Annotated in this window: 7 protein-coding genes and 1 riboswitch; of the genes, 5 read left to right on the forward strand and 2 right to left on the reverse strand. The window is 43.3% G+C overall.

The window, feature by feature from the left end; all coding sequences use genetic code 11:
• Positions 1–318 precede the first annotated feature (318 nt).
• The 5 genes from DW033_RS18475 (at position 319) to DW033_RS18495 (ending at position 9,695) form a co-directional block, all read left to right on the forward strand.
• Positions 319–2,001 carry a putative transporter gene (locus tag DW033_RS18475; RefSeq protein ID WP_005859616.1) on the forward strand — a complete coding sequence of 561 codons (1,683 nt, stop codon included), beginning with the start codon at positions 319–321 and terminating at the stop codon, positions 1,999–2,001.
• A gap of 109 nt (positions 2,002–2,110) precedes the next feature.
• Positions 2,111–2,316: riboswitch (cobalamin riboswitch) on the forward strand.
• A gap of 37 nt (positions 2,317–2,353) precedes the next feature.
• Positions 2,354–4,357, forward strand: coding sequence for a TonB-dependent siderophore receptor (locus DW033_RS18480; RefSeq protein WP_034526476.1), 2,004 nt, complete (start codon positions 2,354–2,356; stop codon positions 4,355–4,357).
• Between the two features lie 20 nt (positions 4,358–4,377).
• The gene (locus DW033_RS18485) at positions 4,378–5,742 is read left to right on the forward strand and encodes a DUF5074 domain-containing protein (RefSeq protein ID WP_005859612.1); all 1,365 of its coding nucleotides are present in this window, start codon (positions 4,378–4,380) and stop codon (positions 5,740–5,742) included.
• Positions 5,742–6,860, forward strand: a complete 1,119-nt coding sequence (locus tag DW033_RS18490; protein ID WP_005867452.1) for an ABC transporter substrate-binding protein — start codon at positions 5,742–5,744, stop codon at positions 6,858–6,860. The genes DW033_RS18485 and DW033_RS18490 overlap by 1 nt, the downstream gene beginning before the upstream one ends.
• 63 nt (positions 6,861–6,923) lie before the next feature.
• Positions 6,924–9,695 carry an FAD-binding and (Fe-S)-binding domain-containing protein gene (locus tag DW033_RS18495; protein ID WP_044544685.1) on the forward strand — a complete coding sequence of 924 codons (2,772 nt, stop codon included), beginning with the start codon at positions 6,924–6,926 and terminating at the stop codon, positions 9,693–9,695.
• A gap of 100 nt (positions 9,696–9,795) precedes the next feature.
• On the opposite strand, the gene DW033_RS18500 is transcribed toward DW033_RS18495, so the two are convergent.
• Both DW033_RS18500 and DW033_RS18505 read right to left on the reverse strand, forming a co-directional pair.
• On the reverse strand, positions 9,796–11,172 hold the full coding sequence (locus DW033_RS18500; protein ID WP_008772856.1) for an NAD(P)/FAD-dependent oxidoreductase: 1,377 nt from the start codon (positions 11,170–11,172) through the stop codon (positions 9,796–9,798).
• A 202-nt stretch (positions 11,173–11,374) separates the two neighbouring features.
• Positions 11,375–13,435, reverse strand: a complete 2,061-nt coding sequence (locus tag DW033_RS18505) for a transcriptional regulator (protein ID WP_048927110.1) — start codon at positions 13,433–13,435, stop codon at positions 11,375–11,377.
• Positions 13,436–13,504: the final 69 nt, after the last annotated feature.

A 13,504-nucleotide genomic window follows, 5' to 3' on the forward strand; every position in this document is an offset into this window, starting at 1 on the left:
CATTCATTAAAGGCTGTTTTTGCTCGAGGGATTAGGAAAGCAGTACGAAAAGATAAGCAATATCTTAAAAGGAACAAAGACGTATGAAAAGGATCTGTTCGCACTGTCGTGCGACATTTGAATGGCCGGTAACCCTTTTGCCGGAAGAGGAAAGTTTGTCTAAATTATCAGCATAAGAAATAGAAAATATATTAGTAAATGTTGTTAGAATGGATGCCAGATTAAACTGGGATACTAAATGTTCAATATGTGTATCTCTGCCGAAGTGATTCGCCAGAGGTACTTTTTTATCTTAAATTAATATATACATGAATAGATATGGAATGGATTAATGAATTGTTATGGGGAGAAGGGGTAGGGCATTCTATCCTTTTGTTATCCGTTGTGATCGCTCTGGGGATCCAGCTTGGTAAACTGAAGCTATTCGGTATCTCTTTAGGGATTACCATGGTACTGTTTGTCGGGATCTTTCTCGGGCATTTCGGTTTTACGGCGAATCCGTCGGTCGTTCATTTTTTTAGAGAGTTTGGTTTGATCTTATTTGTTTACTCGGTAGGTATGCAAGTAGGCCCCGGATTTTTCTCTTCGTTTCGAAAGGGAGGGATCACGTTGAATATGCTTGCTTGCGGTATTGTTTTTCTAGGGGTGATTACTGCCTTGATTATACATTATATTACAGGCATTCCTATACCGACAATGGTAGGTATCTTATCCGGAGCAGTGACGAATACACCGGGATTGGGCGCTGCTCAACAGGCTTATTCAGATATGACGGGGATCTCGGATGAAACGATCGCTTTAGGATATGCGGTTGCCTATCCGTTAGGTGTGATCGGCATTATCTTGTCGATGATTTTTATCCGTTATGTTTTCCGTATCTCTTTTGCGAAGGAGACGGAACAATTGGAAGAAGAGACGGATACGGAATCGGGAGGAGAGGCTGTACCTATCTCTTTGGTGGTGAAGAATCCGGCGATTTTTGGTCGTAGCGTAAGTGAGCTATCTAAATTGTTGGAACACCGTGAATTTGTTATTTCCCGTATTTTACGTAACGATACGAATCGGATAGAGATCGTGGCGGGGAACACGGTATTGAATGGGGATGATAAGATTTTTGTTATTACCGCAGAGCATGACGTGGAGGCGATAAAGACTTTTATCGGTCAAGAAATACAGATGGATCGTAAGCAATGGATTCCGGCGGAAAGCCAGTTTATCAGCCGGCGTATTTTGGTTACCCGGTCTGAAATCAACGGTAAGCAATTAGGGGCTTTGCAGTTACGCCGTTTACATGGAATTAACGTGACTCGGATCAATCGTGCGGGGCTGGAGTTGGTAGCTACTCCTAATCTGGTCTTGCAAATAGGCGACCGGGTGACAGTGGTCGGTAGTGAATTGGCGGTGGAGAAAGTTGCCGAGACGCTGGGTAATTCAATGAAACGCTTGAATGAACCTAATTTGGTGACTATTTTTGTTGGTATAGTTTTGGGTATTATCGTGGGAAGTCTTCCTATTAGTTTTCCGGGTATTCCTCAACCGGTGAAATTAGGATTAGCGGGAGGTCCGTTGATCGTTGCGATATTGATAAGCCGGTTCGGTTATCGTTATAAATTGGTTACTTATACCACGCAAAGTTCTAATTTACTATTGAGGGAATTAGGAATCACGTTGTTTCTCGCCTGCGTGGGATTGAGTGCGGGTGAAGGTTTTGTCGATACGATAGTCAATAAGGGTGGTGTAGCTTGGATCGGTTATGGTTTTATAATAACGTTATTGCCTCTACTGATTATCGGTTGTGTGGGAAGGTATTTTTATAAACTGAATTATTTTACGTTGATGGGATTGATTGCGGGAAGTACGACCGATCCTCCTGCGTTAGCCTATTCCAATATGGCGGCAGGAAATGATGCGCCGGCGGTTGGATATGCGACGGTTTATCCATTGACCATGTTTTTGCGTGTGTTGACCGCACAGTTAATGATATTATTCTTTTATACATAGAATAAATATTTTGTTGTTAGTAATGTTTAGAAAAGTGTAAACTCCCTAGCCTTCCGCCGAAGTGATTCGCCGGGGGGCTTTTTTGTTGCTAATCAAAAAGTAAACATGTATCTTTGCGGCCAATCAAGGTGTAGATGTTATCGATTCCGATAATAATCAGTAAAAGGGAATCCGGTGCGAGTCCGGAGCTGTACCCGTAGCTGTAAGTCCTTGGAGCCCCGGCAAATCTTGTTGCCACTGCCTATCGGATAGGCGGGAAGGTAGCCGACAGAGGGTGGACGAGCCAGAAAACCTGCCATGATTTTGTTATGCGACGTTTCGGGTGAAGACGTTGGTAAATCTAAATGTTGCTATGCGAGATTTATATCTTATAAGATGCCTATGCGTTTTTAGCGCATGGTTATTCTCTTTGGGTGTCGCTTACGGTCAACAGATCGATACGACGGCCTATCACGAGCTTTCCGGGGTGGAAGTGGTGGAGAAGGTACGTCCGTCGGTCACCCGTGAAGGTACGCCTTTGCAAATTATGGACCGGGCGGGAATCGATCGCTTGGGAGTACAAGACCTATCCGAGGCCGTGAAACGCTTCTCGGGAGTTACGGTACAGGATTATGGGGGGATCGGAGGATTGAAAACGGTCTCGGTACGTAGCTTGGGGGCGAAGCATACCGCCGTCAGTTACGATGGGGTGACGATTACGGACGCGCAAAGCGGGCAAGTCGATATCAGCCGTTTCTCGTTGGATAATGTGGAGATGGTTTCCTTGTCAATCGGGCAGTCGGATGACATTTTCCAAACGGCAAGGGTGTATGCTTCGGCAGGCGCCTTGAATATACAAACCGGAAAGCCCACGTTTAAAGACAAATCGTTTCATACTTATCTTAAGGTTAAGGGAGGTTCCTTCGGGCTTTTTAATCCTGTGCTGCATTATGATCAAAAATTAGGAAAGCGTTGGAGCGCATCCTTACATGGTGATTTCGTGCGTGCGGATGGACAATATCCCTATACATTAATTAATGGGGAATTGGAAACGAGAGAGAAGCGAAGAAATAGCGATATCCATTCTTTCCATTTGGAAGGTAATCTATTCGGCGATTTTGGAAGGGGAGGCGAACTTTCCTTTAAGGCGTACTATTTTGATTCGGAGCGGGGGCTTCCCGGTTCTGTTAATTTATATAACAAGAACACTTCTGAACGATTATGGGATAATAACTTTTTCGTGCAATCGGGGTATAAGAATGTTCTTAATGAGAAATTTACGCTACGGGCCATGGCTAAGTATAATTATGCTTTTACTCGTTATTTAGATATAAATGATAAATATGCTGCGGGCGAACAAGTCGATTTGAATACACAGAATGAGTATTATGGCTCTGTAGGTTTGCTGTATACTCCTATAAAGTATGTATCGGCGACGTTGACTACGGATTTAACTCGCTCTATGCTGGACAATAATTTTGTGAACGGCCCTAATCCAAAGCGAATGGCCTCTCAATCAGTACTAGCGGTGCAATATAAGAACAGTCGATTCACGGCTACCGCTAGTTTATTGGGAACATATATCACTGATAAAGTGGAGCAAGGGGAAAAACCGGATGATAAGAGGCGTTTATCCCCGGCTGTAAGTTTGTCTTGGCGGCCATTCTCGGAAAGTACTTTGCGGATACGTGCCTCTTACAAAGATATATTCCGGGTTCCTACATTTACGGACTTGTATTACCTCCGTATGGGAAATACAAATTTGAAACCGGAAGAAACTTCCCAATATAATGTAGGGGTAACATGGAGTTCTTCCTGTGGGGATTGGCTGCGGCATTTCAGTATTTCGGCGGATGGATATTATAATACGGTGAAAGATAAGATCGTGGCTTTACCTACCATGTATGTTTGGAAGATGATGAATATGGGCGAAGTGGATATTAAAGGGGTAGATGTAAATTTATCTACACAATTCCGATTGCCCTTACGAATGAGCTTGCTTTTGGCTTCCACTTATTCTTTTCAATACGCGGTTGATGTGACAGATCCGGAAGCTAAGAATTATAAGGATCAGATTCCTTATACACCTCGTCATTCTGGCACGGTTTCCGTAACCTTGGAAAATCCATGGGTAAATGTCTCTTATATACTGACTGCGGTTGGTGATCGTTATGCATTGCCGCAAAATATAGATCGGAACAGGATTGATTCTTATATAGAACAGAGTATTTCTATAAATCGAGATTTTCGTTTTCGATATTTCGGTTTGCGTTTGCAAGGTGAATTGTTAAATCTTGCGAACGTGAATTATGATGTTATTCAGTATTATCCCATGCCGGGCCGTTCTTGGCGTTTAAGTATTTGTTTATCCTATTAGTAAACTATAAAAGTAAAGTAATGAAAAAGAAGAATTTAGTTTGTGTCTCTGCCTTGTGTGCATTGATGTCTTTCTCGTTTGTCAGCTGTGATGATGACAATGAGCCTTCACTGAACATACCAAATGTATCTGTAACTAATGTCAGTTTTACGGATGAGAATCCGGAAGCTTTAAAAGTTAGCGGAACCTTAAATTGGACAGCTCCGTCTTCTGTTGACAATGTAACAAAGTACGTGATTTATGGTTCCTCTGATGGAACCGCTAAAGATATGAAAATTGCGGAGGTAGAAGTTGGAACACATTCATATGCTATTACGGATGTCGTAAATATAGGCTATTTATTAGTTATAGCCGCAAATGCGGAAGGTGAGTCTTCTGTTTATGCTTCCGTAAGAGTTATTGATTTTGTGAAGGATAGTTCTTTCATGGCTTTATATTTCTTGAATTCGGGCAATATGGGAAATAACAACTCTTCTTTATATATGTACGACATAGAAAAGGATGAGGTTGTCCCCGATTATTTCTTGGCTCAAAATGGCAGGGGGCTGGGAGATACGGCACAGGATATGATCGTGTATGGCGATAAGATGTATATCGCGGTATATGGAGAGTCTACGATAGAAGTGACAGATCTGAAGGCAAAATCCATTAAGCAAGTCAAGACAGAGGGGCAGCCCCGTTATATGGTATCAGAGGGTGGAAAAGTCTATATTAGCTATTATAATGGATATGTCGCTCGTTTGGATACCGCATCCTTGGAGGTTGAGGCGAAAGTAAAGGTCGGACGGAATCCGGAACAATTGGCGGTATCTTCTAATAAATTGTTTGTCTCAAACTCCGGAGGTATGGATTACAGTACCGAGGTTGGGTATGATAAAACGGTATCAGTGGTTGATCTGTCTACTTTTACAGAGATAAAGAAGTTGGATGTAGTATTGAATCCCACACGGATACAGGCGGATGAGCAAGGAAATGTATATGTGGTTTCTATGGGTAACTATGCGGATATACCCAATACGGTACAAAAGATAAATACGGAGACTTATGAGGTTACTTCCCTTACGAATTGTCCAAACGCAACGGAGATGGCCTATGAGGATGGCAAGCTATTTCTGTTCTATGCGCAATGGGGAATGTCTAGCCCTGCATTTTTAACATTTGATACAAAGAGCCAATCTGCGGGAACGAGCTTTATTACAGATGGAACCTCAATACAATCCCCTTATTCAATCAGTGCCGTGGGTGGAAATGTCTATGTCGCAGAGTCTGATTATAAGAATAATGGCGATATCTATTGTTTCGGAGGTGACGGTAAATTGTTCAAGAAGTTTGAGGCCGGTTTAAATCCCATGAAAGTAGTCCTCGCTCAAAAAGATAATATCTAATGCGATTACTGATTCTCTTAGGGTTCGCTTTCTGGATGGTGGCATGTACGCCATCCGGAAAGCAAACTTCTTCCAAGGAAGCTCTTTCCTCTGATAGTATTCAATATGCCCAAGGTTTCACGGTTCAGCGCTTTGATACCTATATAATGGTGGAAGTTCGTGATCCGTGGGATAGCACCCGTCTGCTTCAACGCTATTTATTGGTAGACCGGACAAAGTCGGTTCCCGGCGGATTACCCAAAGGGACGATCGTGAAGGTCCCGGTAAAAGATATTGTGATTTATACTTCTGTCCATGCGGCTATTATTGATCAACTGCACGAAACCGATAAGGTTATAGGCGTTTGTGAGCCTCGTTATATGGATACTCCTGCCATACAAGAGGGTATACAGGCCGGAAGAATCGCTGATTTAGGTGAGGCTACCTCTCCGAATATAGAGAAAATGATAGAGATCGGCGCGGAACTCGTGATAGCTTCCCCATTCCAGAACAGTAGTTATGGGCCTGTCGAGAAGATAGGGATACCCATTATCGAAGGAGCCGACTATATGGAGGCATTTCCTTTGGGGCGTACGGAGTGGATTCGCTTTTATGGTTTGCTATTCGGAAAGGAAGAGATGGCCGATTCTATATTTAAAGAAACAGAGCAAGCCTATTTGTCTCTAAAGGACTTAACCGCAAATATAGATAATCGTCCTACTGTTTTGTCGGAGAAAAAGTTCGGCTCTTCGTGGTATGTACCATCCGGAGATAGTTATATGGCTCATCTTATCGAGGACGCCGGAGCTGATTATATGTTTAAGGATTTACCGGGTGCCGGAAGTACCCCCTTAGCGTTTGAGACCGTGTTTGATAAAGCGATCCATGCGGATATTTGGCTTGTTAAATATAATCAGTCTTCTGAGATGACCTATAACGATTTACGCTCCGAATATACTCCTTACGAGAATTTCGACGCTTTTAAAAAAAAACGGATTTATACCTGTAATACAGGTGCAGTTCCTTATTACGAGGAATTCCCTATACATCCGGAATATTTATTGAAAGATTTAATCTGGATTTTCCATCCGGAGCTAGTATTCGGGTATTCTCCCCGTTATTTTAGAGAAATGCCCTGATTGTCTTAAAGGTTTCATATCTTTGTTGAAATGTCGTTTCTAGACAAATAAAGGTATTAGACTATGAAGATAAAAAAGGTATATGCTGATGCTTTAACTACATTAGCGAAGGGAACAGATGCCGGGATTTACAGGTTGAATCCCAAACGAGTTGAAATCGTGAGTCGTGAGCAAGATGTAAAACGTGTTCTTGCTGAATGTGAGAAGACTGGTAAATCTGTAACCTTTAAAGCTGGGGGGACCTCTTTATCCGGCCAGACTATTACAGATTCTGTATTGATGGAAATCAGTCCTGACTATGGAAAGGTTAAGATTTCAGGAGATGGGAGTTTGGCTAAATTCCCTTGTGGTATAACTGGAGAAGAGGCGAACCGCTGGTTGAAACCTTATGGCCGTAAGCTAGGGCCTAGCCCTGCCTCCATCAAATCCGCACGTATCGGCGGGATCGTAGCGAATAACTCGAGTGGTTCTAGCTATGGTATTATCCATAACTCCTATAATACGGTCCGGGATATGGAGATTATCTTTGCGGATGGAGCCTTTTTGGATACTTCTTCGTTAGCGAGTCGCAGGGATTTCATGCAAACGCATATAGGCTTATTGGAGAAGTTGATGAATTTCCGTTTGGAGATCTTGTTGAATCCGGACATGGAAGACCGGATTCTATCTAAATATGAGTTGAAGAATACATGCGGTTATGGAATGAACTCTTTCTTGGATTATACCGATCCATACGATATACTCATGCATTTAATGGTTGGCTCGGAAGGAACCTTAGGGTTTATTTCTTCGGTTACTTTCGAGACAGTCCCCGATGAGGCTTTAAAAGCTTCCGCCTTGATTTATTTCCCCTCTTTGATGGAGGCGTGCAGAGCCATAGCCCCGTTACGCCAATGCAAAGTGTCCGCCGCCGAGTTGATGGATAGAAACGCCTTACATGCGGTAGAGGATGAACCGGGGATGCCGGAGATATTACATTCTTTACCCGAGGATGCGGTAGCGTTGCTGATCGACACGTCTTCTAATTCGGAAGAAGAACTTCAAATCCAATTCCGGGATATAGAGGAGCGGCTAGCAGATATACAGACCTTATATCCGGTATCATTTACGACCGATCCGAAGCTTTACGCTACTTATTGGCGGGTACGAAACGGTTTATTTACTTCCGCTGCGGGAAGACGGCCACGGGGTACGGTATCTATTATTGAAGATATCGCTTTCCGGGAAGAGGTTTTAGGAGAGGCTTTGGAACAAGTGCGTGGGGTCTTGTCGGATTATGGATACGGAAATGCGGTGATGTGGGGACATTTATTGGATGGAAACGTTCATTTCACGATTTTTCCGGATATAAACGCACAGGAAGGTATCGATCATTACGCTTCTTTTATGCGTAGCCTTGTAGATGTGGTACTTTACTACGACGGTAGCTTGAAAGCGGAGCATGGCACGGGACGAAATATGGCTCCATTTGTTAAAGATGAATGGGGTGAGGAGATTTATGAGTTGATGTGGAAGATCAAAAGGCTCTTTGACCCGGAAAATATATTAAATCCGGGTGTCCTTTTAAATCGGGACCCGGATGTGTTTATAAAGAACTTAAAGCAAATACCGTTGGCGAATGAGCTGATCGATAAATGCATCGAGTGTGGTTTTTGTGAGATACAATGTCCGTCAAGGCATGTGACATTGACACCCCGGCAACGTATCGTGATCTATAGGGAATTATCGGCTTTGGCGGAACAGGGGGAAACAAACTCTAAGCGATATAAAGAACTCAAGAAAGCCTTTAACTATAAAGGTAACGCTACCTGCGCTACCGATGGCCTATGTGCTACGGCATGTCCGGTTGGCATTAATACCGGTTTATTGATCAAAGAGTTACGGTGGAAAGAGAATGGTGTCTTGGCGAATGCTATCGCTTCGGGCATCGCCGGGAATATGGGAACCGTAACGGGTATGCTTCGTCCTTTGCTTAAGCTGCCCCATGTGCTTTCAAAGCTGGTGGGGTATAACGCATTCGAGAGATTTGCCTCTTTCTTGTTTAGGGCTTCCGCTCATAAATTCCCGCTTTGGACTCGGCATACACCTTCTGGCGCGTCAAAGTTCAAGGAACTGACGGGTGTAGAGAATGGGATGGAAATGGTTTATTTCCCGTCTTGTATTACCCGTACGATGGGAGCTTCAGCTGATTATGAAGATGTGGATTTTGTAAGTGTAACGGAACAAATAATCGCTTTATTGACAAGAGCGGACTTTACGATTCGTTATCCTGAGAATCTAAGTAAGCTTTGTTGCGGCATGGCTTTTAGCAGTAAAGGGTTCCGGAAGCAAGCGGCGCAGAAGGCGGAGGAATTGAATGAGGCTCTTTTGCGGGCGAGCGATAACGGTCGCTTGCCTATTTTGTGTGACATGAGCCCTTGCTTGCTGCATATGAGGGAAACCTTGGATAAACGTTTACGATTATATGAACCTGTGGAGTTTATCTATGACTTTATGCGTGATCGTCTGAACTTTACTAAGTTGCCGGTTACGGTAGCGGTACACTCTACTTGTAGTACAACGAAGATGGGAGTACAAGACAAGCTGGTGGAACTGGCGGGCTTATGCGCGAACCGGGTGGTCTCTCCCGCTCAAGTTACTTGTTGCGGTTGGGCGGGCGATCGTGGTTTCTTCTATCCGGAACTAAACGCTTCCGGTCTTCATTACTTGAAACCGAATTTGCATGGGGCGACGGAAGGATATAGCAATAGCCGTACGTGCGAGATCGGTTTGACGATGAATAGTGGGATATCCTATAAATCGATCGTCTATTTAGTGGAAAAGGCTACTCGTTAAAAATCAAAAACCCCGGTTTCGTACAACTGAAACCCGGGGCTTTGTAGTTTGGCATTCGAAATTATAGGGAGTTTTATTTCATAGATTTTTTTTATTCATATTATGCGTAACCGTTAAGCATTCCGTTGAAATACATCGGTTTTAAAATATATACCTTTAAGATCCAAGCAAGCCATTGCTCTTTTGATGTATCGATCATCGAGAATGGGAATGAAATGTCTGGTTTCTTTTCGTAGTCAAACTCACAAAGCAACACATGACCGTAATCCGTGACGATCGGGCAAGCGGCATAACCGTTGTATTTCTCGGTCGGCTCTTTGCCTTCCATGAGCGCGATCAGGTTCTTGGCGGCGATAGGTACTTGCTTACGGATAGCGGCAGATGTTTTACTGGTCGGGATACCGGCTACATCACCCAGAGAAACGATGTTCTGGTATTTCTTATGTACCAAGGTCTCTTTATCGACCATTACCCATGCGTCCGCGGCCAATTTACCTTCTGTCCAACCTAATCCGGCATCACGAACGAAATCAGGAGCGGACATAGGCGGGGTGAAGTGTAAGAAATCGTAATCCTCTACGAACGGCGTTACGATCTTTTCTTCGCCTTTTGTCTCTATCTTCTCAAAATGTACTTGCTTCGCGGATGTGTCTACACCTTTTACACGTACATTCAAGTTAATAGGTATGTTACGTTCATTATATATTTCTAGCAAGCGAGGTGTGAAATACGGGATATCGTATAGTTCCTTCGATGCGGTAAAATAATTCAATTGCAGTTTGTCGCGTGTCCCTTGTTTCCTTGCGTAATGCTCGGATAATAAACAGATCTTTTTGGGGGCGCCGCCACATTTATGTTTTGTATAGGTATCGGTATAAATACCTTTGCCTCCTTTTTTCGCGAATTCTTGAAGAGCTTTCCATGTCTTTTGGGCTCCTTCGAAATCGTAAATAGAGTTTGCGTTTCCTTGTCCCAAGGTATCGTGGGTAATACCCTCTACTTTTTCCCAGTTACATTGTAATCCCGGGGTCAGTACTAAAAAGTCGTATGGAATCTTTCCGTTACTTTTGGTCGTTACTTGATTCCATACGGGATCAACCGCGGCGACCGAGTCCTTTATCCATTTTATACCGCTAGGCATACAATCCTCTTGCTTCTTCCAAACATCTTCCGGTTGGTACACACCTGAGGCGATCAGAGTGAATCCCGGTTGATAAAACTGACGATCGCTGGGGTCAATCAGGGTGATATCCGGTTCATCAAGCCAATGTTTTAATCGGGCAGCCATACTGATACCAGCGGCTCCTCCACCGATAATAACGATTTTACCTTTTGCGCTGCTTGAAAAAGCGTTTGCTTTTCCGGTATTAACTCCCGCGATCAGTCCTGTCGCCGCTAATAACTTAAAGAAATGTCGTCTGTCGACACCTTTCTTTTCTAGCGCATCTAATTGTTTCTCCAGTTCGTGTTTCATCATGTCGAAAGAATTTAAGATTTTATTCGCCGGCAAAGGAAACATAATAAATTACGGTAGCCATGAAAATGACTACTACACGACTTGCGCAAATGATTTTTTTATTGGATAAGACTACTACAAGACTTTCTCAATCTCTTTCTATGTGCGTTTAATATGCTGTTATGTAGAATATTATATATTAAGCATATTCTAGAAAATATTTTTAGTAGTTCATTAAGAAATCGACAAGATTCGTATCCCCATCAAGGGCTAATCGCTTTCTTAAGCGGTATCTTCTTAGCTCGATAGCTCGTACGGATACATTCATTAACGACGCGATTTCCTTCGTGGAAAGGTTCATGCGGAGTAAACAACAAATGCGCAAATCGCCTGCCGTTATATCTGCGTATTGCTGGCGTAAACGATCCATGAAATTCTGGTGGGCGCTATTAAAATAGGTCTCGAACTGCACCCAATCCGCTTGATCGTTCAAGGTAGATTCGATCAAGGAACGTAAACGGGTATATAACTTATTGGGATATCGGTCACCCAATGTCTCTTTCTGTTTATCCAGTTCTTCCAACAAAGCTTGGATTGCCTCGTTTCTTTTTACCAAAGCTGTTGTCTGGAGAGTAAGCTCATTGTTTTTGTTTTGCAACTCCGTTTCCAGCATCTCGCTTTTCATTTGTTGAAGCCTTTGCTGTTCGGCTTGTCGTTCAGCCTCCAACATTTCTTGTTCTTTTTTTCGCAAGTTCCTTAAATGATACCGAAGCCCTTCTTGAATGGCGAACCATATCAAAGCGACGTAGATCAAATAGGCCCATACGGTATTATACCAAGGAGGGCGCACCGTGATTTGCATCGTGATCTCGGGAAACGGACCCCGGGTTACATATTTACGTACCCTTAGCTCATAAGTTCCTTCCGGAAGTTGTAAGAAGGTAATTTTGCCGTCTTTCTGCCAAGAAGACCAATCGGCGGATACACCTTCCAGCTTATAACTGATTTGGTGATTAGGGGTGAATACCGTTGTCCCGATGTATAGCGAGAGTTCTTGGAAGTTATGGGGCATGTTGATTCTTTGAGTATCTGGATATAAATAATGTGTACCTTCTTGATCTTGATACTCGATGCGCATAAACCGTGGCATCGTCAATCCTCCTAGGCTTCCCTCTATTAATTGGCGGGTGTTGATTAATAGGGTTCCTTGCATGGCGGATACCAAATCAAGAGAATCATTCAAGGGGATGATCCGTTTGCCGTTGGTCACCAGATTCAGATCGTAATTATCGAATAGGATCCGGCATTTTAAAGTTCCTGTACCGTTTTCCCGATGGAAGAGTCCGGCCTCATTCTGGATCGTGAGCCAATACAAATTGTCTGGAACCGGGTAAATACTTTCTGCGTTGGCGAATACGCCCAATACATCTTTATTCTTAAATAAAGTGCTTACCGATAAATGATTGTCGGCCGTATCCGGATGGATATATGAACGTCCGATCTCACCGGATATCGGGGTAAACTTATCACCAAACATCAAGCTCCGGCTGAAGTAGCCGAGATTTGTCCGGATATAGAGGCGGTTATCCTCTTTTACAGCGTCTTCCAACTTTCCGATCTGGCTTCTTTTACCTAACATGGCGATGGGAGGATTGATATCTATTTGGGAGATACCATTATCCAAGGCGACCCAGATTAAGTTATTATCCTGTACGCAGATGGAACGTACGATATTATCTTGTAACTGATTATTGATGTTGAGATGTTGAAAGATCTCCCCTTCGTCGTTGGTGATATAAATGCCGGACGTAGATGTTCCCGTGAAATTGAGACCTCCGGCGCTAGCGAAAGAAGTAGGGTGCTTTTCCTCGATTTCTTTCGGGATCGTGTAGTTCGTCTCGGGGTTATCGAAACCGACGTGCGATGGGAGCGTATCGATCGGATGGTATTCCAGATTCCCGAGTTCGTCGTATAGCCAATAGCCTAACGATGATTTGCCTTGGGTATAGATAGAATCGTTCTGGAAAGATACTTTATAAATAGGGGTTTTATCCGGTAATGGATATGTGTTCCATGTATTCCCGTCAAAAGTAACCAGACCGGAATTATTAGCTACATATAAGATGCCATGATAGGAAACCGCTAAATCCCAATTCTGGCAACTAGCCTTATAATCGTCTACGGAATAATTTTGTACGAGGATAGAGGGAGCGACCACAGACGCACGCAAGGCGAAAACCGCCAGTATAGATAATAATATGATAAAAGGTAGCCGTCTGTACATGGTCTTTAAACTATAGAGACAAGGCATAAAGCCTTGTCTCTTTATATTACACACATGCAAATATAATCA

Source organism: Parabacteroides sp. AF39-10AC (assembly GCF_003635405.1).
In the GTDB taxonomy this organism is placed as follows: domain Bacteria; phylum Bacteroidota; class Bacteroidia; order Bacteroidales; family Tannerellaceae; genus Parabacteroides; species Parabacteroides distasonis.